The sequence below is a fragment of the Nonlabens sp. Asnod3-A02 genome (assembly GCF_045063755.1).
In the GTDB taxonomy this organism is placed as follows: Bacteria; Bacteroidota; Bacteroidia; order Flavobacteriales; family Flavobacteriaceae; genus Nonlabens; species Nonlabens xylanidelens.
The window spans coordinates 537957-562904 of the sequence record NZ_JBEFOC010000008.1 but is presented as its reverse complement, the minus strand read 5'-3'; the positions used below and the strand labels follow the sequence as shown (position 1 = coordinate 562904).

The window sequence follows — 24948 nt, the reverse complement described above, 5'->3', positions numbered from 1 at the left end:
AGTAAGGTGCATTAAATATAGGATAAATAGTAAGAAACACCATAATAGTTACTAACGACACTTATTTTAAACAATTGTACGCAAGGTTAGTGCCATCAATATTAGGGAATAAAATGCTGTGAGTTAAGTAATATGTAAGGAGAGCTTATTACTTTTTTATTCCATAAAACTCCACTCCAGATAGTAATAAGCCCAACTAACATAAGCCCAATATTTCCTGCATTGAATTGATCTTTACTAACTATTTTAAAGACTAATATTACCAGGAATAAAACAGTCAATACAATAGCAAAATAGAATCCCCATTTTGTTTCAAAAAACGATTTTTTTCTAATGACACCTTCAAATTTTTCTAGTTTAGAATCAACCTCATGGCAAAGAGTAACAAATGCATTAGAATCACAGAAATTATCATTGCAACTCAATCGTATTACTTTTCCGCTTTTTAGTTTAAATTTTATCCCAGCTCCTTTCATCCAGTGGATTTTGTAATATTTGATGTCTTTAAATTCAACAATGTTTTTATCCCATTCCAAACTTTTACTTGTTAATTTGAAATGAGATTTTTTCACAATGAATTTCTTATTAATAAGAATCAAATAGGATATAGCAAATATGCATGCGATAAGCACAGATGATTTTACATCACTTATAAATTGAGATAAAATGAAAAGGAGCCCTAAAAGCACAAGTGCAGTAGAGATGAATAGAAGTATTATTTCTAAGGTTTTAGTGTATTTTACATTTTCATGTAGTTGCATCACCCATACTTAGGTTAGTAATCTTTTTATTCAACTCTTTTAAAAGCTTTTTAGTTAATTGCTCAACATATTCATAATCAGGCATTTTACCAGATTGAAATATAAACATAGCCTTTAAATGGACACCATTTGTTACAGGTAATAACTCTTGATGCAGTCTATAAGATTCACGCATTAATCGTTTTACACGATTACGGTCTACGGCACTTTTAAAGAAACGTTTTCCTACGCTCACTCCTACTTGATGTTGTGTTGCAGTGGTAGGCTCTATGAAATAAACGACACGCAAAGGCCCTTTTCTCAATGATTTTCCATCACTGAAAATTAAATCTGTAGCCTTTTTGCTTTTTAATTTTTTATTTCTGCCTAGGGTTAATTTCATAGCGCTGCAAATATAGTCTTTGAGTTTGTTAATGGGTGAATGGATAAGATGGTTTACCTACTCTAGCCATAAAAGATGCGTATACCGCGAGTGTTTAGAATAATAGGAAACAAAATAGGCAGCCTTTAAAAAGACTGCCTATTGAAAACTGCGACTGTTAACTGAAATCTATTCTTCTAGTTGCCAGGTATTATTTTCTTTATTCACATCGGCCATCATTCCTTTAGGGTCTATGGTGACACTTCTTATGTTTTTCATATCAACACCGTCTAATTCTAGATCATAGGTTGGGTATGCCCAAGCCCAGTCTGCAACAGTAGTTACATTTCTAGCTACTTTCTTCTCACCACGCATCTCAGATAATGGTATGTAATACATTTTTTTACTACCGTCATTCATAGTTACCTCTACATCTAGTGGCATAGGCATTAATCCATTTCTTTTAAAAGTAATGACATCTACACCATCTAGTGTACTCATGTTTTCTACAGAGTAATCGATAGTATTTGTAGTCATAGTCCAGTCTCTTAAGTACCATTCTAGGTCAAAACCACTTACACGCTCTGCAACTCTTTTAAAGTCATTAGGATCTGGATGCTTAAATTTCCATGTATTGTAATATTCTTTGATAATATCATCACGTACATCATCACCTACTACATAACCTAATTGTGCCATAAAAACAGCACCTTTAGAATAAGCTGTTGTACCGTATGCTGCGTTATATGCATAACGATCTGCATGAGTAGTTTGTGGTTGCTCTTTACCAGAATTTGCAAGACCTATATAACCTCTATAAGAACCAGAGTTAGGATTTTCTTTACCTTCATTAAAAACAGCATTCATTGCATAGTTAGAAATATAAGTAGTAAAACCTTCGTCCATCCACTCGTCTTTAGACTCGTTAGTTGCAAGAATATGGTTGAACCATGAGTGTGCAAATTCATGAGCTGTAACACCAGCAAGACTACCAAAACTGCGCTCTCCTGTAATTAAAGTACACATAGCATACTCCATACCACCATCACCACCTTGTATAACAGAATATTGCTTGTAAGGATAATCACCTACATGCTCATTAAAATACTTTAAGAACTCGTTAGTCTTAGGTTGTAATTTTTTCCAATTCTCTTTGATCGCTTCATTATCCTTGTAGAAAAAATGAAGATCTACTCCATTTGCTCCTTTATAGATATCGTGTATAAAATCTTTATCTGCTCCCCATGCAAAGTCATGTACTTGTGGTGCTTTAAAGTGCCATTTTAATTTTCCATCTTTACTTTTTGCAGGACCAGAATTTGCCTTGTCATAACCATGACCTATTTCTTTAGCATTTTGTAAGTAACCAGTTCCACCTACGGTATAATCTTTATCGATAGTAAGTTCTACATCAAAATCTCCCCAAACACCGTGAAATTCACGACCTATATAAGGACTGGTATTCCAACCGTATTTATCAAATTCGGCCATTTTAGGATACCACTGTGTCATAGAAAGCGCAACACCTTCTTTATTATTACGTCCACTTCTTCTTACTTGTACAGGAACCTGACCATTAAAATCTAATTCTAGTGTAGTAGACTCACCTGGAGCAAGAGACTTTGCTAGTTTTACAACCAGTACAGTTCCTTCTTCGTCTGCAAGTACAGCCTGACCATCTTGTGTCATGTTGCTTACATGTAAATAACCTATTTCATTAGGTTCTAATGCCGCAATGCGAGAACCTACTCTTCTATCAGGGTCTGCAATAGTGCGAGAACGTACATCCATCTCACTACCTGGCTGGAAAGCGTTAAAAAATAAATGATAATACACACGATCTAGTGTCTCTGGAGAATTGTTAGTATAAACCAGTTTTTGCTTACCAGTATATTGATAACGGTCCACATCCATATTTACATCCATGTCATAATTAACATGTTGCTGCCAGTACGTACCAGAACTAGCGTCCTGACTAGAGACTACATTTTTAGAAGAACTACAACCTGCTAGTGCAATAGCAGCTGTAAGAATCAAAGCTATTTTTTTCATGAGATAATTTTAATGTTGCTAAGATAAGGATAACGTAACTGAACTCGAATTGGAAGTTTAAAAATGATTAACGACAGCATATTTTTGATTTGATTGCTCTGTTGTAAAATACATAGTTTCATTTTCATGATAGATTGAAGCAGTGCTGCTATCTAGAACAATGACCTGTTTACTTCAACTTCCTTTTTACAACCCATTCTCAAAATTCTACAATTCAGTCATCCTTAATTTTAAAAAGCCTTGATCGGTCGCAAGTTTGTTTTATCAAACCACAAGATATGAAAACGCTTTTCTCGATTATTTGTCTATTAATTGCCTCTTTTACTTTTGCGCAAACTACTGTTTCAGGTATTGTACTAGATGAAGAAAAACAACCTGTTATGGGTGTAAATGTTTACCTAGAAGGTACTTATGACGGTACTACTACAGACATCGAAGGAAAATTCTCATTTTCTACAGAAGAAACTTCAACAGGAATATTAATTGCCAGCTATATAGGTTATGAAGATTATAGATTAGAAGCTCTTATAGTAGATATGGTGGGTTTAAAATTACGCTTTCGCGAAAGCTTAAACGCATTAAACACCGTAGTCCTAAGCGCAGGAAGTTTCAGTGCAGGAGATAGTTCTAAGGCCAGTGTTTTAAAACCGTTAGATATAGTTACTACGGCTGGTGCGGTGGGCGATTTTGTAGGTGCATTACAGACCCTACCGGGAACATCTAATAATGCAGAAGACGGCCGCCTTTTTGTACGTGGTGGTAGTGCAGAAGAAACCCAAATTTTTATCGATGGTGCTCGTGTTTTCAGACCCTTTACACCTACTACTGGTAACATTCCTACACGTGGTCGTTTCTCACCGTTCTTATTTGACGGTATTTCATTTTCTACCGGTGGTTATAGCGCAGAGTATGGGGACGCGCTTTCTAGTGTATTACTCTTAAATACAAACGATGTGCCCAAAGAAGAAAAAACCGAAATAGGAATCATGAGTTTAGGAGCTAATTTGGGCAACACAAAAATTTGGGGTAAAAACAGCATTAGTTTAAATGCCCAATACATTAACCTAGCTCCGTATAATGAGTTGGTTCCCCAGAATAATCAATTTGAAAAACCCTATCAGTCTCTTAATGCCGAAGCTGTTTTTAGACATCAATTTGATAAAGGACTTTTTAAAGCATACAGTGCATATTCCTATAGTGATCTAGCATTGATTCAAGAAGATGTAGATGTAGAAGAAGGCTTCTATTTTGGATTAAGAAATAGAAATTATTATGGTAATTTAAATTATAACGGTTATTTATCAGATAGTTGGAATATAGAAACAAGTTTAAGTCTAGCACATGATAATAATGACATGACCATAGAAACCACAAAAATAGATGCTGCAGAAAATGCACTGCATGCTAAATTTAAATTGCAAAAACGATACAATAATTACTTTAAAATCAACATGGGTGTAGAACAGTTTCTTATTAATTATAAGGAAGATGTGTTAATGGAAAACGACACTTTTGAAACCGGTATTAATCATGGAATAACCGGTGCTTTTACAGAGGCTGAGGTTTTTGTTTCTAAAGATCTCGCCTTTAAAGCAGGTTTACGTGGCGACTATTATGGAGCCAGTGATCAATTTAAAGTGTCACCAAGATTAAGCGCTGCGGTGAGTATCAATCCATCTTCACAATTCTCACTAGCATATGGTAATTTTTATCAATCTGCTCAAAATAATGTGCAGCAGTATGACAAAGAACTCCAGCCAGAAAACGCCCAACATTATATCGCAAACTTTCTTTTTAAAAAGAACGATCGCATGTTTAGAGCAGAGGCTTATTATAAAAAATACGATCAGCTATTAACATACGACACGACTCGTGTACAATTTGATAGCGATTTAAGTAACGATGGTGACGGTTATGCCGCTGGATTAGATCTATTCTGGAGAGATGAGAAATCTATTAAAAATCTAGATTATTGGTTAAGTTACTCTTATTTAGATACGCAACGACAGTTCCGTAATTATCCTGTAGAGGCGACACCTAATTTTGCTACAGACCATAACTTCAGTCTGGTGACTAAATACTGGATAGAAGACCTACAATCTCAAATAGGAGCCACCTTTAATTATTCCAGCGGCCGTCCATTTACTAATGCAAATAAGACAGGTTTCTTAAACGATAAAACCAGCTCGTTCCAAAGCCTTAATTTTAATTGGGCCTACCTTATTGATCAACAAAAGATTTTATACTTCTCAGTTTCAAATGTGTTGGGTAGAGATAACGTTTTTGGTTATCAATATAGTAATACTGCAGATGTTCAAGGACAGTTTAACCGTCGTACGATAGGCCAGGCAGCAGACCGTTTCTTCTTTGTAGGTTTCTTTTGGACCATAGGCGGTAGCGATAATCAGTTGGATAACCTTTAAGAATTAACGAAATCAGTATTTACAAATCACAAACACCCAATTCTTATTTTCCCTCGAGGGAAATGCCGATAGGCAAAGGGTGTTTGCGGTGGAATAAAATTGTCAAAACAACAATTCAGATACTAGTTTTTACAGTTGGGTTTGTTCCGCTTTCGCGAAAGCGAGATCACCATTATCATTGTATCATAAATCAAGTAAATTATTTATTATGAGAACTATAGCTACTACTTTAATTTTGTTTTTCACATTAACTCTTACCGCACAATCTGGATATGAAAAAGCCATGAAAAAAGGACTGGAATTAATGCAAACAGATTTACAGGCAGCATCACAACAATTTGAACGTGTCGCAAAAGCCGAAAAAGAAAACTGGTTGCCATCATACTATGCAGCGCTATGTAATATCAATGGTTCTTGGGGTAATAATCCTAAAGAGCAAACTTTATTAACCATGAACAAGGCGCAAGAATTTATAAATGATGCAGAGTTGTTATCTGAAAACAACCCAGAAATAATGGTCTTACAAGGTATGTTAAACACCTGTTGGATTCAATACGACAGCCGTGTTTATGGTATGAAACTGTCTGGTGAGACTAATGCGATTTATGAAAAAGCGATTCAAATAGCTCCAGAAAACCCAAGAGTAATAAGTAATAGAGCGCGATGGTTAATGGGTAGTGCAAAATTCTTCGGTAAAGATATTACTCCTTATTGCGGTGAGATTGATAAAGCCATCACATTATTTGAAAATGAAAAGCCAACTGGTTTTAACCCTAGCTGGGGTAGAAGCGGTGCACTAGATGCAAAAAAGGAATGTGAGTAAGTACCTAAAAATTTATTGAATCTATTTTAAAATGCCAAGTGTTCCTCTTGGCATTTTTCTTTTTTAAATAGGTTTCACAGGCATTGTTAGTCTCAGCGATATTCAGAGACGGTACTTTTTAATCTTATCGCCTTAGCTCTATATTCAGGCTTTCCCTCGAGGGAAATGTCCGCAGGACAAAGGGTGTTTGCGGTTGAGTAAAAAAATCAAAAATCAGATATCGCTAATCAATTCCCGCTTTCGCGAAAGCGAATCTCTACTAAATCAATTTATTAGTTAGAAAACAAAATATTTTAAAATTACTGTGCGTTATCTAGTTGCACCTCAATTAGTTTCTATAATTTTATAGAAATTCTCAACTAACCACTAATTACCAACCTATTTTGATCAAAAAAGCATTTCTATTCCTGTTTTCGTTGCTTATTCTAGCTTCTTGTAACACAAAAACTGACGAAGAAAAACTCCAAGAACAACAAAATGAATTGTTCAAATTTAGGGAATACGTCAGTCAGGTTTCTGATCATGTAATTTCTACTAGAGAACCTATCGTTATCAAATTAACCGAACCTGTAGAAGGGTGGACTGTAGGCAAAGAATTAGATGCTAGTTGGGTGAAATTAAATCCTAGTACTTCTGGTAAATTAACGGTTCTAGATGCACAAACGGTATCTTTTTTACCAGAAAAACCTTTAAAAGAAGATACGGAATATGAGGTGAAGTTTAAGCTGGATAAAGTAAGAGAGGTAAGTGACGATTTAAAAGAGTTTACTTTTAATTTTAAAACCATTGCTCAAGACTTTATTGTAGGTACAGATCCTGTAGGAAGTTATCAAAGCGATTATCAATATATCAATGGAACCATACGCTCTAGTGATATCATGGATTTAGAAAATGCAAAGAAGTTAGTTACTGCAACATTAAATGGTAAAAATCTAGCGGTAAAATTTCCTAACTCAACGGCACTCGGTAAATATTTTGAATTTAAAATAGATAGTATACAACGACCTGTAGAAGATGGTGAAGTAGAAATTTCATGGAATGGAAATAGTATAGGCGTCGCCGATAAAGGTAATAACACGATTACACTACCTGGTAAAAACAGTTTTTCTGTAACCGATATTGAACTAGTTAATGGAGATGTACAGTACATTTTAATCAACTTTTCTGATCCTATAAAAAAGGGACAAAATCTAGATGGAATGATCCAGATAGAAGGTGTTGATAAAATGAAATTTGAAAGTAATGGTAATGAACTAAAGGTATACCCTTCAAAAACGGTTACTGGTTCTAAAAAGGTTGAGGTTTTTACAGGTATTTCTAGCGTGGCTGGTTATAAACTTAAAAATGGCTTTTCTAGCTTCATTGCTTTTGAACAAGTAAATCCAGAAGTAAAACTAGTGAGATCGGGAACAATTTTACCGTCTTCTCAAAATTCAAAAATTAATTTTAAGGCGGTTAATCTTAATGCAGTAGACGTTTGGGTTTATAAAGTATTTAATAATAACGTACTTCAGTTTTTACAGAACAATAATATAGGTTCTACAGGTAATCTACGTAATGTAGGTAGACCAGTTGCTCGCAAAGTAATAGATATTAAAGCAACAGGTAACGATGTAAATAAATGGAATACATATTCTGTAGACCTTAGTGAGGTGATCGCTCCAGATCCTGGAGCTATTTATAGAGTAGAGTTTAAATATAAGCTAGCATACAGTGCTTATAAATGTGAATACACGGCAGAGAATCAACCAGAAGTAGAAGAAATAGATTACGACGATTCCTTTGAGGCTAGCAGTTGGGATAGTGCACAAAACTATTATTATGATGACGAGTACGGTTATTATGATTATAACTGGAGAGATCGTGAAGATCCATGCTCTCATTCTTTCTATAGAAATAAATCAGTTAGTACAAATGTCCTAGCAAGTGATTTAGGTATAACCGTTAAAAAAGGAGATGATAACAGTTATTTAATAGCAGTAAATGATATTATTACTACCAGACCTTTAGGTGGTGCACAGGTAAAATTATATAACTTTCAACAACAAGAGATAGCTAGTTCACGCACAGATAATCAAGGGTTATTAGACATAAGACTAGATAAACCAGCATACTTTGCACAGGTTACTTATAATAATCAATATGGTTATGTAAAACTGGATGACGGTCATGCACTGTCGGTAAGTAAATTTGATACTTCTGGTAAAAAATTAAGTAAAGGAATTAAAGGTTACATCTATGGAGAAAGAGGCGTGTGGCGCCCTGGTGATAATATTTACCTCACCTTTATGCTTAATGATGCCGATAATAAATTACCTAACGGTCATCCTATAAAATTAGAATTAAGAGATCCTAATGGTAAAATCACGCATAGTGATGTGCAAAAAAATGGATTAAATAACTTCTACCAGTTTGACTTAAAAACAGATGATAATGCGCCGACAGGAAACTGGAATGCAAAAGTTGAGGTAGGTGGTGTTACTTTTAATAAAACATTTAAAATAGAAACCATTAAACCCAACCGTTTAAAGGTGAAACTATTTTTTGATCAAGAAATAATTAAGTCCGGAGATAATGTATACGGTTCTTTAAATGGTATGTGGTTGCACGGTGCTATTGCCAAAGGTCTTAAAGCAAATGTAACAGGAAAGTATTATGCAACTACCACAAGTTTCAAAAAGTATGAGAGCTATGTTTTTGATGATCCATCAAGATATTTTGATCTTCAAGAATCAGAGATTTTTGATGGTCAGTTAGATCAAAGTGGTAACGCTAGTTTTGATTTTGAACCTAACATGGATTCTCAAGCTCCAGGAATGTTAAAAGCGAGTTTCCTTACTAAGGTGTATGAAAACGGTGGAGACTTCAGTACAAATGTGACTACTAAAACCTATTCTCCTTATGATACTTATGTAGGTATCGATGTGCCACCAGGAGACAAGCAAAGAGGAATGCTACTTACAGATACAGATCATAAATTTGATGTAGTAACTGTAGATCAAAGCGGTAACCCTAAGGCGACTCAAAATCTTGAGGTAAAAGTTTATAAAGTAAACTGGCGCTGGTGGTGGCAATCTCAGTCAGGTAGCCTTTCTAGATATGAAGCTCAGGAATACCGAGAAGAAGTGTATAACAACACGATAAATACCAACTCTAGCGGTAAAGGAACCTTTAAATTCTCACTTAAATATCCAGAATGGGGAAGATATTTAGTGCGCGTTTATGATCCAGAATCAGGACATTCTACCGGTAAAATTATTTATGTAGACTGGCCAGGTTGGGCAGGAAAAAGCCGTAAAGTAGATCCAGAAATGGCATCTATGTTAATATTTAATGCAGATAAGAAAACCTATAAAGTAGGAGAGAACGCAAAAATCACATTCCCGTCTACCGCAGGTGGTCGTGCATTAATCACCGTAGAGAATGGAACCGAAGTTCTAGACGCACAATGGGCAGAAACTAAAGACAAACAAACAGAGGTAAGCATACCGCTCAATAATCTGTATGTTCCTAATGTGTACGTCCATATTACTTACCTACAACCGCATGAACAAACGGCAAACGATCTTCCATTGAGAATGTATGGTGTCATACCATTATTAGTAGAAAATGCGGCAACGCATCTAGAACCACAAATTAAGATGCCTAAAGAACTAGCGCCTAAAACTAGCGCTAAGGTTACTGTAAGTGAGAAAAATAACAAAGCAATGACCTATACACTGGCTGTTGTAGATGAAGGATTACTAGATTTAACTAACTTTAAAACACCTAACGCATGGGACACGTTCTTTGCACGTGAGGCGCTAGGAGTAAAGACTTGGGACATCTTTGACGATGTTATCGGTGCTTATGGTGGTCGTATAGATGCGGCATTTGCCATAGGTGGTGATGGTAGCGCAGCAGCTTCTAAGGCTAAGAAAGCAAATAGATTTAAACCTATGGTCATTCACTTAGGACCATTTACACTTCAACCAGGCGAGAAAAAAACGCACACTATTAACATACCTCAATATGTAGGTTCTGTTCGCACGATGGTAGTAGCTGGTAATGACCGTACTGAAGCCTACGGTAGTGCCGAGGTTGCGACTCCAGTAAAGAAACCATTAATGATGCTGGCATCGCTTCCGCGAAAGCTGTCACCTGGAGAAACAGTAAAATTACCGGTTACCATTTTTGCAATGGATGATAAGGTAAAAGACGTAAAAGTGACCTTAGAAAACTCACCATTCTTTGAGTTATTAAATGGCAATACACAGCAATTAAAATTTACAGAAACTGGTGATCAAATCGCTTATTTTGATGTAAAAGTTAAGAATGCATCTGGAATAGCTAAATTAAAACTCTCTGCTAGAGGAAATGGAGAGACGGCTGCTTATGAGACAGAAATAGATGTGGTCAACCCAAATCCATACAGTACGATTTCAGAAAAAGCAATCCTTAAAGTAGGAGAAACAGCTACTATTGCAGTAAAACCTTTTGGAACTAAAGGAAGCAACGCTTCTACTATCTCGTTCTCTAGTTTACCAGCTATGAATATAGGTAAACGATTAAATTACTTAATACGTTATCCACATGGTTGTGTAGAGCAAACGACTAGTGCAGCATTTCCACAACTGCACCTTGCCAGCGTGATTGATTTAAATAGCAATCAGCAAAAAGAAATCAGTTCTAATATAAAGGCAGCGATAAATAAATTAGGTTACTACCAAAAAGCAAACGGTGGTTTCTCTTACTGGCCAGGCAGTGGTAGTGTAAATGACTGGGGTACAACCTATGCAGGACACTTCATTATCGAGGCCGAAAAAGCTGGTTATACAGTTCCTATTTCGTTCAAATCTAACTGGATTGCTTATCAAAAAAGAGTGGCAAAACAATGGCGTTATAACAATCACAATGACTTGTACCAAGCCTATAGATTATACACTCTAGCAGTAGCAGGAGCACCAGATTTATCTTCTATGAACCGCTTACGCGAAAACGCAAACCTTTCTAACGATAGTAAGTTGAGACTAGCTGCAGCATATGCATTAGTAGGTCAGAACAAGGCTGCTGAAGAGCTTCTTTCAAAGAGTAATATAGATTTTCAACCTAAGAAATACGATTATAGAACCTATGGATCTCCACAACGTAATCGTGCAATGGCGTTAGAAACCTATACGATCATGAAAAAGGATGAGCGTGCCAGAAAACTTATGGAAGAAATGGCTAGAAACTTAGATTCTGACCGTTATTATAACACGCAAGCACTAGCTTATAGTTTTATTGCTATCAGTAAATATGCAAACCACATAGGTGGTAAAGGCGTTAACGTAGAATATACTTTTAAGGGAAAAACCAATTCAGTTTCTAGTATAAAAAGCATAGCAAATCGCAATCTAGATATAGACGAAAATCAAACAACCGTTACCGTAAAAAACACCGGTAGTAACACGATTTTCATCACCAATGCTATGACAGGTAAATTACCAGTTGGGACTGAAAAAACAGCACAAAGTAATTTAAAAGCTACCATTACCTATACCGATAAAGATGGAAATACGGTAGATGTAAGTAAGGTGACTCAAGGAACAGAAATTACTGCAGTAACTACTATTACTAACACCACCGGTTCTAGAATAGAAGATGTAGCACTTACTCAGATTTTACCATCTGGTTGGGAAATTGTGAATACTCGATTTACAGATTATGGAGCACAAGAAACTAACAGCAGTATAGATTACACAGACATAAGAGATGATCGTGTCAATTATTACTTTGATTTAAAAGGTAAAGAAACTCTCACTTTTAAAACCACTATCAATGCAAGTTACTTAGGTAAGTACTATCTACCAGGCTTACAATGTGAAGCGATGTATGACGCAGATTATATAGTCCGTAATAAAGGGCAGTGGATTGAAGTAGTGAGGTAATGTATCTAGTAAAAGCAAACCCCAAAGGCTTTTAAAACCTTTGGGGTTTGATAAAATAAAGTATATCAATTAAAAAAGATGTGGAGTCCTATTACAAGAAAAGAAATAGATGATGAGATTCTAAAATCTATTTCAATATTAAATTCTCAAAAATTAGAATTTTGGAATGAAATTAAGATAAAGCCAGAGAAATGGCAAGAAATAGAATGTGGAGAGAAAGGAAATGGTTTTTGGGTTGTTGCAATTCATAGAAAACATATCATTTGGTATAATGACATAGAAGAAGGGTTTAATATCTCTAAATACGTCTCAAATGGAATCATAGATGAATACACATGTGATCAAGATGACTTATGGGTTGCAATAAATAAACTATTAAATTTAATTATTCATTTGTCAGTCTGAGCTTTGTCGAAGACGAGTTTAAATCTCGATTTCTAAACCAACTTCGACAAGCTGGTACTGAGTTTATCGAAGTTCTCAGTTTGACAACCATTTTTTACATTTGACATGCCAAGTATTTTTCTCGGCATTGTCTAAATAATATCGAGAAGCTTATGAAAAAATATAAAATCATTTTACTGATAGCTCTGGTGACTATTTTGTTATCTCTAATCAGTTTCTTTTATATATTCAGTTTAAGCTCCTGTAGACATGGATGTGTACCGGTTTTATCAATACTGTTCTTTTTTATTGGAATTATATTATTAATAATAGGTGTTTTCTCTTTCTTTAAAAGTAAAAATTAATAAAAAAATGACTCCATACTACGCCGTAATCTTTACTTCCACAAAAAAGAACAACGATCCAGCCTATAATCAAATGGCAAAACTTATGGAATCACTTGCTATACAACAAGATGGTTACATGCATCATGATGCGGCAAGAAACGAGATAGGAATTACGGTTTCTTATTGGAAATCTCTTGAATCGATTTCTAAATGGAAATCACAAATAGATCATCAAACAGCTCAAAAACTAGGTAGAGATAACTGGTACGAGTGGTATAATGTGAGAATTTGTAAAGTGGAACGTGAGTATGAGTTTGGGAAGAAATAATTCTTCTCGACCATATTAAAAACTCCTCGCCTTAGAAAAGGCGAGGACAGATTAGCTAGCTTTGCTAGCAATCAGGAGTGGTTGAAAAGTATTTTTTTGATTTTATAAAGCTATTTAGTTAAAACCAGCATTTTTCATCCTTTCCGACCAAAGCTCGTTTCACTCACTTTGCCCACCTTTCCTTTTCTAAGGAAAGGAGTTTTTAAATTATTGTAGGTAATTCCGCTGCATAGCAGAATCGCTTGGAAAATTTTCGGTGATTGTTGAATATTAAGACTCTAATACGATCTTTAGCCGTTCCACAACTTGTTTTACTTTAATAGAACTAGTCGCTTTTTTATAACCTTTCACCACTTTATTCCCAAAAATAGAAGTAGGTACTAGAGGGAATTTATCTCTATTTGCGGTTAATTGATTTTCTTCTGGTTGTGCATAAGGTGCAAAACCTGCATAAGGATGTGTGTTACCCCATAATGTAATAACAGGAACGCCATATAAAGCCGCTAGATGGCCGTTACCGCTATCCATAGCAATCATAGCATCTAGTTGAGACATAACGCTTAATTCGTTCTCAAATGAAGTAATGCCTGCCATATTAATAACATTTGAGGTGGTACCTGCTATAATTTGCAGTTGTTCTTGTTCTTTCTTCCCACCACCGAATAGAAGTATCGTTATCTGATCATCTTGAGAGATAGCCTTTACGAGTTTCTTTGCTTTTTTTATAGTTACCGCTTTGGTTTCATGTGCAGCAAATGGTGCAAAACCTACCCATTTTGATGTTTTTCTACCTATTTGATCATGAATTTGAGGTAAAACGGCTTCTTTGGGTAAAAACTCGTTTCCTTTTAATTCGACTTTAAAACCTAACTCACGCAGCACGTTTGCATAGCGCTCTGTACTGTGTGTTAAGGGTTTAAAAAAAGTAGGATCGTTGATTAATTTCTTTTTTTCAGCGCGTCCTTTATCAATTTTAGATTTAGGAATACCTCTTAAAAAAGTACGTAATATTTTACTGCGCAGCACATTATGAAAATCTGCTACGGCATCTATTTTGAGAGCCTTAATTTCTTTAGAAAATCGGTAGAGTCCAGATACACCTTTGTGTCTATTATCTACATCGGCTTCTATAAACGTGATGTCTGGAATATGCTCTAGGATGGAACGGAATCGCTTTCGCGAAAGCGCAACTATCTCAACACTAGGATAATCTCTTTTTAAGGCTAATAAAACAGGAACGCACATGGCAATATCGCCCATAGCGCTTAGTCTAATGACGAGTATGCGTTGAGGTAGCGGCATGATTTATTTTAGAGCTCTGAGGACTGGATTAAGTTCGTCATCATTATACATTTTCATCTGTTTGTAGACTTTCATATACTTGTCACCACTAGAGATATCTTCTAACAGTTGGTCTAGTGCCGTCGATAAATCTACACGTTGTTCTAGAAGAATGTCTAGTTTTTTACTACAAGCATCTAGGTGATCTTGAGAAGCATCGGTACGAGTAGCTTCTTCATTCATGTGGTATATTTTTAACGCAAGAATGGACATACGGTCTACAGCCCATGCAGGACTCTCTGTATTGATAGTCGCATTATCATTAACCGTTACATCGCTATAAAGGTCTAAAAAATAACCATCTACATACTCTACCATGTCGGTACGATCTTGATTACTAGCATCTATCTTACGTTTAAGAGTAAGTGCAGCAACTGGATCTATTTGTGGATCTCTGATAATGTCTTCATAATGCCATTGTACAGTATCTATCCAGCACTTGCGATATAATAAATGCTCTATAAGGTTAGAATTACGGTCGTATGGGTTTTCAAAATCTTGATCTACCGTATTCACTACGTGATAGGTATCGATAACAGTTTGAAAAATTTTATTGGCTTTATCTGAAAACATATTCATTTTTTAAAAGTGCAAATATAAAGATTTAAGAACGCTCTAGAATCTAAGAATAAATAGAACTATCATAGTTATAAATGGAATCCATAATAGACTTTCTTTAACGATCTTATTTTCGGTTTCTTGTACCATTCTTGCGATAAATATAGACAGTAATGGTATTAATAGTAGGGCGCTACCGTTCATTACAAAAAATAAAAAGCCGCAAATACCAGAAAATCCTAGTACAGAAAATCGAGATCTAGCACTTATGGATATTTTAGGAAACCCAAATAAAAGCGCGATAGACATGATGAGACCTAGACTACTTACTATAGAAGAAACAGCAAATAATACATCTATCTCAAAGTTTATGTAGTAAAAACTTAGATCAAATTTATTAAATATTCTAAGGAAGAAATTTGTGCCTATATATTGATCTAGAGTAAATGTAAGTATAGATACACAAGCAATTGCGATAAAAGGTAGGATCCAATAATTAATATTTTTAAAAGCATAAATGACGATACTTAAAAATATAACGATAAAGAATAATGCACTCCAAGAGTGAAATACGGTTGCTAGAGAAACCCATAAGGAAGCATCAAATATTTTTCTAACCAGCCCTCTTCTAGTACGCATACTAAGCAATCTCCTTAATGCGAGTAAGATACAGTTGTATGCTATAAATATTTGCATATCAGAGAAGTATACTAATCCTATGACGAGTAAACAGCTGTAAATCCATAAGGAAAATGAGTTGTTATGAGTAAGCTCATTTTTAAGTGTTATAAACTGAAAAATAGCTATGGATGCCATGGCTAGAACAGAAATCCAAATGTATTTCCAACCTAGAAAAGGATGGTCTATTACAAAATAACCTACCATAATTGCCACCATCAAAAATGTGATGATGTAATGAATGGGTTTACTAGTTTTAAAAAAACTGGAAAGCATAGAGATTTTTAACTATTTTTGCAGTCGTAACAAGCAATTTACAGCAATGGAAACTTTATTAGACGCAATAGTAAGCTTATTTGAACTTATTTTAATTCCTTTTGATGCCTTGAGAGAGCTAGAAAACTCTAGTTGGTTTCTTGCAAACACTGTATCATGGATCGCAATAGCTATCCTAGTGGTTGCTTTTGTTTACTGGATGAAGCAACTTAAAGAGTACGATAAGGATGAGGATAAAACTCAAACTGGTCACTCTTTCTTAGGATAAGAAATCACTTTTTATAGGTCAAAACCTATATCAGTTCTATAATACATCTTATCAAAACTTAGTTTATCTAGGTTTTGGTAAGATTTTTTTAGTGCCTGTTTGAAATCAGGTCCAAAACTAGTTACCGCCATAACGCGACCACCGTTAGTCACTATTTTTCCATCTTTAAGAGCAGTACCGGCATGAAAGACCATGCTGTCTTCTACATTTTCTAGTCCAGATATTTCCATTCCCTTTTCATAGGCTTCTGGATATCCACCTGCCACACACATTACTGTTGTCGCACTTCTAGAATCTAGGATTAGGTTTTCTTTGTGTAGTTCCGCTTTCGCGAAAGCGTGTAAATGAGCCAATAAATCGCTAGAAATACGAGGTAAGACTACTTCTGTCTCTGGGTCTCCCATTCTCACGTTGTACTCAATTACTTCTGGTTCTCCATCTACGATCATTAAACCTATGAATACAAATCCTTTATAAACGATGTTCTCTTTTACAAAACCGTTAATAGTAGGTTTTATAACGCGTTCTTCTATTTTTTGCATCAACACATCGTCTGCAAATGGAACTGGAGATACAGCGCCCATTCCACCAGTATTAAGACCAGTGTCGCCTTCTCCTATACGTTTATAATCCTTTGCAGTAGGCATTACTTTATAAGAAGTACCGTCTGTCATTACAAAAATACTCATCTCGATACCGTCTAGAAATTCTTCTATCACGACTTTATTAGATGCCGCACCAAATTTGCCACCTACCAGCATTTCTTCTAGAGATTCTTTTGCCTCGTCTGCATGCTCGATAATAAGAACACCTTTACCGCCAGCAAGACCATCTGCTTTAAGAACATATGGAGGTTTAAGACTGTCTATAAAAGACATTCCTTCTTTAAGATTATCCTTAGTAAAACTTTTATAAGCTGCTGTAGGCACGTTGTTACGTTCCATGAATTCTTTGGCAAATTCTTTAGAACCTTCTAGAACTGCACCTTGTTTAGATGGACCTATAACGTTTACATGTTTCAACTCTTCTGTCTGGAAATAGTCATAAACACCTTCTACTAGTGGTGCCTCTGGACCTACTATTACCATAGTAACATCGTTATCAAGGACAAATTTCTTTATTGCAGGAAAATCTGTGATGCCTAGGTCTACATTAGTTGCTATTTCATGAGTACCTGCATTTCCTGGAGCTACGTATAGCTGGTTAAGAAGTGAACTTTTAATAATCGATTGTGCAAAAGCGTGCTCGCGGCCACCGCTTCCTAAAATGAGAACATTCATGAGTTGTGTTTATGGAATGCAAAAATAAGTTTTACCTTGCTCAATGATAGCTTGATTTATCAAAATGCCACTAAAACTTTTTGACAACATATTAAAACTACAAGGTTTTGAGATCAATAGAGCTCGTAAAGAGTTTGATAACTTGGTTTCTAACGGTAATGTAGGTTTGCAAAATCGCAAAGAATCTATAGTAAAACACCATCTTACTAACAATCATTTTTACAATAGTTTAGTTGTGAATAAAGAGGTGTTATGGAAAGATTTACCTGTTTTAAGTAAACGTAATTTACAACAGCCGCTGCACGAGCGACTAAGTAAAAGTTATACCGTAAAGAACATTTTTAAAGGTAAAACGAGTGGTTCTAGTGGGCACCCATTTACTTATGGTAAAAATAAGTATGCACACGCTATGACTTGGGCAGCATTTCACCATGTTTATGAGCAGCATGGGATTAATTTAAACACTTCTTTACAAGCTCGTTTTTATGGTATTCCTTTAAGCGGTAAAGGAAAATACCTTGAGCTTATTAAAGATTTTGTGAGCTATCGCAAGCGCTTTCCTATTTTTAATATGAATGATGCGGTTCTAGAAAGCTTTCTCAACAAGTTCAAGAAAAATAAATTTGAATACTTAAATGGTTATACGAGCAGTATTGTATTACTAGCTAAGTATTGCGAGCAGAAAAATACGGTTCTTAAAGATATTTGCCCAACTCTTAAAATTTGTATTGTAACAAGCGAAATGCTTTTTCTAGATGACAGATTATTGTTAGAGAAATGGCTAGGAATTCCTGTTATAAATGAATATGGAGCAAGCGAAGTAGGATTAATAGCTATGCAAAATACTCAAGGAAACTTTGAGGTGAATCAGCAAAATCTGTATGTAGAAGTAGTTGATAATGACAACCAGCCAGTTCCTGACGGAACGATAGGTAGAATTCTAGTTACAGATCTCTATAATCTAGCACACCCTATGACACGTTATGAAATAGGAGATTTGGGTAGTTTAGAAACTTTAGAAAATGGTACTAGAATATTAAAAGATCTACAAGGTCGTACTAGTGATATAGCAATACTGCCTAGTGGTAAAATAGTACCAGGACTGACTTTTTATTATGTTACTAAAACAGTCATAAAAGAAGATGTGAACATTCTTGAATTTATAGTCATTCAGAAAAAACCAGATGCTTTTGAAATCCAGTACGTGAGCAAAAGGGAGATAAATACATCTATAAAAGAGAGTATTCAAAACGCTATGGATGAATATCTAGAACCAGGATTATCTTTAAAATTTACCAGACTCAAAGTTCTTGATAGGAGCAAACGTGGCAAATTGAAACAGTTTATGAGTGAGGTTTAAGATTTTAAAACTTTTTCAACGCAACCTATTAGATGTAACAGCATCTTACTAGTAAACTAAACCAAATGAAAAAGATTATTCTATTTTTATTCGTCTCAATAGTATTTGTGAGTTGTAATTCTGATGATGATTCTACTTCAGTGCCAATTACTTTAATTTCAGAAAACAGTTTACACGGTAATGGACAAGAAGGTATTATTGAACAAAATAGGGTTATAACTGACAGTGTTACTTGGAATAACTTGATAGCCTCAATGGATTCTGTAAATATGGTATCAGATCAATTTACAGAGACTATTATAGATTTTAACACATATACAGTTATCGCTGTTTTTGATGAGGTGAGACCTTCTAGTGCATACGATCTAGAAGTTCATATCTTCCAAAACACCTCTAATATTATTGTGGATGTAAATAATATCAACTTTGGTGAAAACGAATTTAACATAGTTCAACAACCGTTTTACATAGTGAAAATTGAAAATAGTAACTTACCTATTGTTTTTCAATAAATTATTCGCTTTTTAAGAAATCGACTTTTATTTTCATCCTATTCTTCACAATAAACTGCTCATAAAAGAATCGCAACATCATCCAGCTGCTTTTAATAGTAGAATATCCCAAATGCGATCTATACACGGCATAGTTATACTTGATAAGGTCCAGTTTATTTGAGGATAAACCATCTCCTAAACGGTAACTAGCTATGGGTTCTTGAATACCTATGGCACTACCTGCTTTTTTAACGATATCTAACCACATCGCCCAGTCTTGTCGTTTACGTAAATTAGGAACTGCTATTTTACCTAGAACAGCAGCGTTATAAATACCGGTTAGATTACCTAGGTAATTACTTTTATGTAGTTTTTGATACGTTAGCTTTTCAAATACCTTGTGGATAGCTATAGGCTTTTCTGGTATGGTTTTAAAAATCTCATAAGCACCATAACAGACTAGCGCATCTTGAGATTTCATAGCGTTAATTTGCGTTTCTAGCTTATGTGGTTTCCATAAATCGTCTGCATCTAAGAAAGCGATGTAGGTGCCAGTTGCAGCATCTATGCCTTTGTTACGTGTTATTCCAGCTCCAGAATTAGTGGTGTTCTTTAAGGTAATAAAAGTTATTTCTTGAGAAGAGTTTTTTGCTGCATACGCTTTCGCGAAAGCGTAACTACCATCAACACTACAGTCGTCTATAGTAATAATTTCTAGCGGTCTATGAGTTTGCGATATAATGCTGTCTAGAGATTCTTGAACCGTTGCCATGCTGTTATAAGTAGGCATTATGATAGAAACGAGGCTCATCTAGTAGGCTTTTTCTTCACCCTGAAAAACATTTGCAATGGTTTTAAAGATGATTTTTATGTCTACAGCAATATTCCAGTTTTCTATATAATAGATATCATTGCGCACGCGTCCTTTTATATCTTCTTCAGTTTCTACCTCGCCTCGATATCCACTTACTTGAGCGAGTCCCGTAATGCCTGGTTTCACAAAATGACGCACCATAAACTTATCGATACGCTCTGCATACATGTGTGTATGGCTTACCATATGTGGTCGCGGTCCTACCACACTCATATCTCCTAGAAGTACATTAAAGAACTGTGGCAACTCGTCTATACTGGTCTTGCGTAAAAATCTTCCAATTTTAGTAATTCTAAGATCACCACGTGTTACCTGATGTAAATGTGCGGTCTTATTAGGGACCATAGATCTAAATTTATAACAAGTAAACTCTTTGTAATCTAGTCCATTACGTGCTTGTTTAAAAAAGACAGAGCCTTTAGATTCTAACTTTATGATGATAGCAACTATAGGTGTTAACCAGGACATAACAAATAAAATAACAAATAGGGAAAAGATAATATCAAAGGCTCTTTTACCAAATTTATTTGCGACGTCATCCAGTGGTATTTCTCTTAAAGAAAGCACAGGTGTCAGGCCGTAATAGTCATAATGCAACTGCTTAGAAAGTACAGCCTCGGTGTCTGGTATAAATTTGAGAGTTCTCAAATTATTATCTGCAAAGTCAGTTAGTTCTACTAGTTGATCATTATTCAACTCTTTAACAGAGCAAAAAATCTCGTCTATTTGATGTTCTACGACCCATTCTAGAAAACTGTTTATGGAGAACGCAGGAGAATGCACATCGACTACTTTTTTAGAACGATAACCATAATCTGTATGTATCTCAAAGAACTCATTTAAACGCTCTGTTTCTTCATTTACACCTAGTATGGCAACATTTCTATAATTACCACCTAGAACACTTCTATAATTCTTAAGAATGAAAAACAGACTTATTTTAATGATAGAGATGCTAGCTACTGTGGCAGCTATATAATTAAAGATAAGAGTAGACTCTCTATTTAAATCATAGTAATAACCAAAAAAGGCAAATACCACAAAACCAAAAAAGACAGATTGCTTTGCAAGGCGCATGAGTAAAGTGGTCAACTTTGTATTCCTGCGTATCTTGTAAAAGTCTAGTTGCATAGATACGATAATCCAGCAGATACCTATAAAAATGCTATAAGTGAGTAGGTCAAAATTTTCTACAAAAAAATAAGACGCAGCAAGAATGATCAAACCTAAATCTACAACGTAAGAAAGAGGTCTTATAAAACCAGAAAACCGGCCATTACGATAGGCTATACTATCTGCGGATATGTTTTGTAAAGTCTTTGTGGTCACGTTTGTTTAATTCTGCAGTAGATAACGATTTGAAATAATCATAAGTTAACTTCATTCCTTCTTCTCGACCTACCTTAGGTTCCCAATCTAGAATTTTCTTTGCAAGTGAGATATCTGGACGTCTTTTGAGTGGATCGTCTTGAGGTAAATCTCTATAAACTACTTTCTGGTCAGTTCCAGTCATGGATATAATTTCCTCAGCAAAATCACCTATAGTAATCTCATTAGGGTTACCTATGTTTACAGGGTCAGAATAATCACTAAGTAGCAACCTATAAATTCCTTCTACCTGGTCATCTACATAACAAAAAGATCTGGTTTGTGACCCATCACCAAAAACGGTAATGTCCTCACCTCTCAACGCTTGCCCCATAAAAGCAGGAATTACACGACCATCGTTAAGTCGCATTCTAGGACCATAAGTATTAAAAATACGTACGATTCTAGTTTCTAGACCATGAAATCTATGATAAGCCATAGTCATCGATTCTTGAAAACGTTTTGCCTCATCATAAACACCACGCGGTCCTATAGTATTTACATTACCATAATAACTCTCATCTTGAGGGTGCACAAGTGGATCTCCATAAATCTCACTAGTTGAAGCGATTAATAGGCGTGCATTTTTAGCTTTGGCAAGACCTAGTAAATTATGCGTTCCTAGAGAACCTACCTTTAAAGTCTGTATAGGTATTTTTAAATAATCAATAGGACTTGCTGGACTGGCAAAATGCAAGATATAATCCACATCACCAGCAACATGCACGTAGTTAGATACATCGTGATTATAGAATTCAAAATCTTCATGAGGGAAAAGATGTTCTATATTTTTAAGATCACCAGTAATAAGGTTATCCATTGCTACCACACGGTAACCTTCTTTAATAAAACGATCACAAAGGTGTGAGCCTAAAAATCCAGCCGCACCAGTAATAAGAACTCTTTTTTTCATTTAATAGATAATTGAATAAGATCGTAAAGATAGCAAAATTGAAAGGGTAGTAAAGCCGCTTTCTTTGGAATCATAAAAGCGATGGCATTAATGAATAATATTCATATTCATTTTCTGTCTTTACGTTCTTCATCTCTTTCCCATTTTAAACTGTCTAACATAATATTCCAGTGATTTGTTTTAAGAGAGAAAACCCTAGGGTCTATTTCTTTAAGTTCAGATAAAAGTAATTCATAACTTTGATCAGTAAATTCATTTTCAAAAATTGAATTAGGTTCTAATTTAATTAAATTATTTAAGAAGGAATCGATTTTAAGGACACACTGTGCAAAGCATGAGAGGTTAGAATTAATTAATATTTCTTCAAAAAAATTATCGTGATTAAAATAAATTAATTCTTCTGTAGCTATATTTATAGCTATAGGATCACCTGATCCATTAGAACCTATTGATAAGAAATTATCGTAGTTAATATCTTGTAATTTCCACAGATAATTGACTGTCTTAAGGTTCTTTTCTTTTAAATTTTCAAAAGAAAATTCCCAACATTCTGATGGCATTCCTATTTCTCTCAAGAAATCAAAATTGACTGAATTATAGTTATTACTTTTATTGTCAAAGTATAGAATTTCACTTGCTATAGTATTCCATTTTCTCAACTGATCTTTCTTTAGCATTATAATATCTTTTCAAAAATAAACTCATTAGGATCTAAAATAACACCATCATAGTTATCGAGTTTTTCTCGCGCTGCAACACCTGGAAAATCACCTTTGTAATCTTGCATATCTGTCATGATCTGGAAATGAAGATGTGGTGAATAACCGCCGTTTTCTCCTGGTTTTCCTAGAGTTGCTATGGTCTCGCTTTCGCGAAAGCGGAATCCAACAACCCATTTATCCATATCACTTATAGAGAGATGTCCATAAAGTGTGTAGAGTTTTTTACCATTAAAATCATGTTCTAAGATCAAGGTAGGTCCATAATTCCCTGCATCATCGTTGTGCGCATAACTATGTACCACGCCATCCATAAAAGCATGAACGGTTGTGCCGGCTGGAGCCCAAAGATCTATTCCCATATGGATGTCGCGTACCACACCAGCCTGGAATCTAGCCGATTTTCTATACAAGGCGCGTTGTTCTAGATAGCCACCATGAGCGATGTATTTGCCGGTTAGGGTACGCTTTTCTTCTAGGTATTTTTCAAATGTAGAGATGTCACTCACATCGTTCTTATCCCAAAAAGTATTATTAACCGACAGGTCGATTGGGAAATAATCATTTTTACTGTATTTAGAATCAATGAGATGTTTAAAAGACATGAGGAGAATACTTAATTAAGAGCTAGCAATTTAACAAAATAACAAAGCTTGTGTTATGGATAAGCGCTTTAAATCTTCAATAAATTGCCGTATTTTTAAACCAAAGAATTTTGATATGATCAATAGAACGGTAAAAGGTGTGGAAGAGGCACTGGAAGGCGTTAAAAGCGATATGACTTTAATGGTAGGTGGTTTTGGACTGTCTGGTATTCCAGAAAATAGCATCGCGCAGCTAGTAAAATCTGGTGTAAAGAATCTGACTTGTATTTCTAATAATGCTGGTGTGGACGATTTTGGACTTGGGTTATTACTTCAAGGAAAACAAATCAAGAAAATGATCTCTTCTTATGTAGGAGAAAATGACGAGTTTGAACGACAGATGTTGAGTGGAGAGCTGGAAGTCGATCTTATCCCTCAAGGAACTCTAGCCGAAAGATGTCGCGCTGCACAATCTGGTATTCCTGCATTCTTTACTCCAGCTGGTTATGGTACTGAAGTAGCCGAAGGTAAAGAGGTACGAGACTTTAATGGAAAACCACATATTCTAGAACATGCCTTTAATGCAGATTTTGCTTTTGTGAAAGCATGGAAAGGTGATGCCGCAGGAAATTTAATATTTAAAGGTACAGCACGTAATTTTAATCCAGTTATGTGTGGTGCTGCAACCATTACTGTTGCTGAGGTAGAAGAACTAGTCCCTGCAGGAGAATTAGACCCAAATGAAATTCATATTCCGGGAATTTTTGTGAAGCGTATTTTTCAAGGTGAGAAGTATGAGAAACGTATTGAGCAAAGGACTGTTAGGAAGAGAGAATAAAAATGCTGA

At 35.2% G+C, this 24948-nt stretch carries 21 protein-coding genes; 9 read left to right on the top strand and 12 right to left on the bottom strand.

Annotated elements, in window-relative coordinates:
* Positions 1 to 101 precede the first annotated feature (101 nt).
* From ACJJVN_RS12520 to ACJJVN_RS12510, 3 genes are all read right to left on the bottom strand, one after another.
* The gene (locus ACJJVN_RS12520; RefSeq protein ID WP_405378451.1) at positions 102 to 761 is read right to left on the bottom strand and encodes a hypothetical protein; all 660 of its coding nucleotides are present in this window, start codon (positions 759 to 761) and stop codon (positions 102 to 104) included.
* Entirely contained in the window at positions 748 to 1143 is a 396-nt protein-coding gene (gene rnpA / locus ACJJVN_RS12515) for a ribonuclease P protein component (RefSeq protein WP_405378449.1), read from the bottom strand. Before rnpA ends, ACJJVN_RS12520 begins: the two co-directional genes overlap by 14 nt.
* A gap of 168 nt (positions 1144 to 1311) precedes the next feature.
* Positions 1312 to 3174 carry a M1 family aminopeptidase gene (locus tag ACJJVN_RS12510; protein ID WP_405378447.1) on the bottom strand — a complete coding sequence of 621 codons (1863 nt, stop codon included), beginning with the start codon at positions 3172 to 3174 and terminating at the stop codon, positions 1312 to 1314.
* A gap of 278 nt (positions 3175 to 3452) precedes the next feature.
* Between ACJJVN_RS12510 and ACJJVN_RS12505 the strand changes: the two genes are divergently transcribed.
* From ACJJVN_RS12505 to ACJJVN_RS12485, 5 genes are all read left to right on the top strand, one after another.
* Positions 3453 to 5597, top strand: a complete 2145-nt coding sequence (locus tag ACJJVN_RS12505) for a TonB-dependent receptor (protein ID WP_405378445.1) — start codon at positions 3453 to 3455, stop codon at positions 5595 to 5597.
* 208 nt (positions 5598 to 5805) lie between these two features.
* Positions 5806 to 6420, top strand: a complete 615-nt coding sequence (locus ACJJVN_RS12500; RefSeq protein ID WP_405378443.1) for a hypothetical protein — start codon at positions 5806 to 5808, stop codon at positions 6418 to 6420.
* Positions 6421 to 6803: 383 nt separating this feature from the next.
* On the top strand, positions 6804 to 12329 hold the full coding sequence (locus tag ACJJVN_RS12495; protein ID WP_405378441.1) for an alpha-2-macroglobulin family protein: 5526 nt from the start codon (positions 6804 to 6806) through the stop codon (positions 12327 to 12329).
* 78 nt (positions 12330 to 12407) lie between these two features.
* Positions 12408 to 12734: a hypothetical protein gene (locus ACJJVN_RS12490; protein WP_405378439.1), complete on the top strand. Its 327-nt coding sequence runs from the start codon at positions 12408 to 12410 to the stop codon at positions 12732 to 12734.
* A 351-nt stretch (positions 12735 to 13085) separates the two neighbouring features.
* Entirely contained in the window at positions 13086 to 13388 is a 303-nt protein-coding gene (locus ACJJVN_RS12485; RefSeq protein WP_405378437.1) for an antibiotic biosynthesis monooxygenase family protein, read from the top strand.
* A gap of 270 nt (positions 13389 to 13658) precedes the next feature.
* On the opposite strand, the gene ACJJVN_RS12480 is transcribed toward ACJJVN_RS12485, so the two are convergent.
* From ACJJVN_RS12480 to ACJJVN_RS12470, 3 genes are read right to left on the bottom strand one after another with little or no spacing between them, the layout of a single operon-like run.
* A complete protein-coding gene (locus tag ACJJVN_RS12480) occupies positions 13659 to 14690 on the bottom strand; it encodes a glycosyltransferase family 9 protein (RefSeq protein WP_405378435.1) in 1032 nt (343 codons plus the stop codon).
* A 3-nt stretch (positions 14691 to 14693) separates the two neighbouring features.
* Complete coding sequence (locus ACJJVN_RS12475) at positions 14694 to 15302, bottom strand: DUF4254 domain-containing protein (RefSeq protein WP_405378433.1); 609 nt, start codon at positions 15300 to 15302, stop codon at positions 14694 to 14696.
* A gap of 42 nt (positions 15303 to 15344) precedes the next feature.
* Positions 15345 to 16241 carry a hypothetical protein gene (locus tag ACJJVN_RS12470; RefSeq protein WP_405378431.1) on the bottom strand — a complete coding sequence of 299 codons (897 nt, stop codon included), beginning with the start codon at positions 16239 to 16241 and terminating at the stop codon, positions 15345 to 15347.
* A gap of 46 nt (positions 16242 to 16287) precedes the next feature.
* On the opposite strand from ACJJVN_RS12470, the gene ACJJVN_RS12465 reads away from it, so the two are divergent.
* The gene (locus tag ACJJVN_RS12465; RefSeq protein WP_104514717.1) at positions 16288 to 16509 is read left to right on the top strand and encodes a DUF6341 family protein; all 222 of its coding nucleotides are present in this window, start codon (positions 16288 to 16290) and stop codon (positions 16507 to 16509) included.
* Positions 16510 to 16520: 11 nt separating this feature from the next.
* Here ACJJVN_RS12465 and purD read toward each other — a convergent pair whose 3' ends face one another.
* Positions 16521 to 17789: a phosphoribosylamine--glycine ligase gene (purD, locus tag ACJJVN_RS12460; RefSeq protein WP_405378429.1), complete on the bottom strand. Its 1269-nt coding sequence runs from the start codon at positions 17787 to 17789 to the stop codon at positions 16521 to 16523.
* A gap of 64 nt (positions 17790 to 17853) precedes the next feature.
* On the opposite strand from purD, the gene ACJJVN_RS12455 reads away from it, so the two are divergent.
* Positions 17854 to 19149 carry a phenylacetate--CoA ligase family protein gene (locus ACJJVN_RS12455; protein WP_405378427.1) on the top strand — a complete coding sequence of 432 codons (1296 nt, stop codon included), beginning with the start codon at positions 17854 to 17856 and terminating at the stop codon, positions 19147 to 19149.
* A 65-nt stretch (positions 19150 to 19214) separates the two neighbouring features.
* The gene (locus tag ACJJVN_RS12450) at positions 19215 to 19661 is read left to right on the top strand and encodes a hypothetical protein (protein ID WP_104514187.1); all 447 of its coding nucleotides are present in this window, start codon (positions 19215 to 19217) and stop codon (positions 19659 to 19661) included.
* A 1-nt stretch (position 19662) separates the two neighbouring features.
* On the opposite strand, the gene ACJJVN_RS12445 is transcribed toward ACJJVN_RS12450, so the two are convergent.
* From ACJJVN_RS12445 to ACJJVN_RS12425, 5 genes are all read right to left on the bottom strand, one after another.
* A complete protein-coding gene (locus ACJJVN_RS12445) occupies positions 19663 to 20454 on the bottom strand; it encodes a glycosyltransferase family 2 protein (RefSeq protein WP_405378425.1) in 792 nt (263 codons plus the stop codon).
* Complete coding sequence (locus ACJJVN_RS12440; RefSeq protein WP_405370141.1) at positions 20455 to 21846, bottom strand: undecaprenyl-phosphate glucose phosphotransferase; 1392 nt, start codon at positions 21844 to 21846, stop codon at positions 20455 to 20457.
* Positions 21809 to 22798: a UDP-glucuronic acid decarboxylase family protein gene (locus ACJJVN_RS12435; protein ID WP_104514185.1), complete on the bottom strand. Its 990-nt coding sequence runs from the start codon at positions 22796 to 22798 to the stop codon at positions 21809 to 21811. Before ACJJVN_RS12435 ends, ACJJVN_RS12440 begins: the two co-directional genes overlap by 38 nt.
* 107 nt (positions 22799 to 22905) lie before the next feature.
* Complete coding sequence (locus ACJJVN_RS12430) at positions 22906 to 23475, bottom strand: SUKH-4 family immunity protein (RefSeq protein WP_405378423.1); 570 nt, start codon at positions 23473 to 23475, stop codon at positions 22906 to 22908.
* The gene (locus tag ACJJVN_RS12425; RefSeq protein WP_405378421.1) at positions 23475 to 24122 is read right to left on the bottom strand and encodes a peptidoglycan DD-metalloendopeptidase family protein; all 648 of its coding nucleotides are present in this window, start codon (positions 24120 to 24122) and stop codon (positions 23475 to 23477) included. Before ACJJVN_RS12425 ends, ACJJVN_RS12430 begins: the two co-directional genes overlap by 1 nt.
* Before the next feature lie 115 nt (positions 24123 to 24237).
* On the opposite strand from ACJJVN_RS12425, the gene ACJJVN_RS12420 reads away from it, so the two are divergent.
* Positions 24238 to 24939: a CoA transferase subunit A gene (locus tag ACJJVN_RS12420; RefSeq protein ID WP_405379254.1), complete on the top strand. Its 702-nt coding sequence runs from the start codon at positions 24238 to 24240 to the stop codon at positions 24937 to 24939.
* Positions 24940 to 24948: the final 9 nt, after the last annotated feature.

Excerpts from the sequence above, each read along its gene's own strand:
- ACJJVN_RS12520 (WP_405378451.1), bottom strand. The coding sequence starts at position 761 with ATGCAACTACATGAAAATGTAAAATACACTAAAACCTTAGAAATAATA.
- rnpA (WP_405378449.1), bottom strand. The coding sequence starts at position 1,143 with ATGAAATTAACCCTAGGCAGAAATAAAAAATTAAAAAGCAAAAAGGCT.
- ACJJVN_RS12510 (WP_405378447.1), bottom strand. The coding sequence starts at position 3,174 with ATGAAAAAAATAGCTTTGATTCTTACAGCTGCTATTGCACTAGCAGGT.
- ACJJVN_RS12505 (WP_405378445.1), top strand. The coding sequence starts at position 3,453 with ATGAAAACGCTTTTCTCGATTATTTGTCTATTAATTGCCTCTTTTACT.
- ACJJVN_RS12500 (WP_405378443.1), top strand. The coding sequence starts at position 5,806 with ATGAGAACTATAGCTACTACTTTAATTTTGTTTTTCACATTAACTCTT.
- ACJJVN_RS12490 (WP_405378439.1), top strand. The coding sequence starts at position 12,408 with ATGTGGAGTCCTATTACAAGAAAAGAAATAGATGATGAGATTCTAAAA.
- ACJJVN_RS12485 (WP_405378437.1), top strand. The coding sequence starts at position 13,086 with ATGACTCCATACTACGCCGTAATCTTTACTTCCACAAAAAAGAACAAC.
- ACJJVN_RS12480 (WP_405378435.1), bottom strand. The coding sequence starts at position 14,690 with ATGCCGCTACCTCAACGCATACTCGTCATTAGACTAAGCGCTATGGGC.
- ACJJVN_RS12475 (WP_405378433.1), bottom strand. The coding sequence starts at position 15,302 with ATGTTTTCAGATAAAGCCAATAAAATTTTTCAAACTGTTATCGATACC.
- ACJJVN_RS12470 (WP_405378431.1), bottom strand. The coding sequence starts at position 16,241 with ATGCTTTCCAGTTTTTTTAAAACTAGTAAACCCATTCATTACATCATC.
- ACJJVN_RS12465 (WP_104514717.1), top strand. The coding sequence starts at position 16,288 with ATGGAAACTTTATTAGACGCAATAGTAAGCTTATTTGAACTTATTTTA.
- purD (WP_405378429.1), bottom strand. The coding sequence starts at position 17,789 with ATGAATGTTCTCATTTTAGGAAGCGGTGGCCGCGAGCACGCTTTTGCA.
- ACJJVN_RS12455 (WP_405378427.1), top strand. The coding sequence starts at position 17,854 with ATGCCACTAAAACTTTTTGACAACATATTAAAACTACAAGGTTTTGAG.
- ACJJVN_RS12450 (WP_104514187.1), top strand. The coding sequence starts at position 19,215 with ATGAAAAAGATTATTCTATTTTTATTCGTCTCAATAGTATTTGTGAGT.
- ACJJVN_RS12445 (WP_405378425.1), bottom strand. The coding sequence starts at position 20,454 with ATGAGCCTCGTTTCTATCATAATGCCTACTTATAACAGCATGGCAACG.
- ACJJVN_RS12435 (WP_104514185.1), bottom strand. The coding sequence starts at position 22,798 with ATGAAAAAAAGAGTTCTTATTACTGGTGCGGCTGGATTTTTAGGCTCA.
- ACJJVN_RS12430 (WP_405378423.1), bottom strand. The coding sequence starts at position 23,475 with ATGCTAAAGAAAGATCAGTTGAGAAAATGGAATACTATAGCAAGTGAA.
- ACJJVN_RS12425 (WP_405378421.1), bottom strand. The coding sequence starts at position 24,122 with ATGTCTTTTAAACATCTCATTGATTCTAAATACAGTAAAAATGATTAT.
- ACJJVN_RS12420 (WP_405379254.1), top strand. The coding sequence starts at position 24,238 with ATGATCAATAGAACGGTAAAAGGTGTGGAAGAGGCACTGGAAGGCGTT.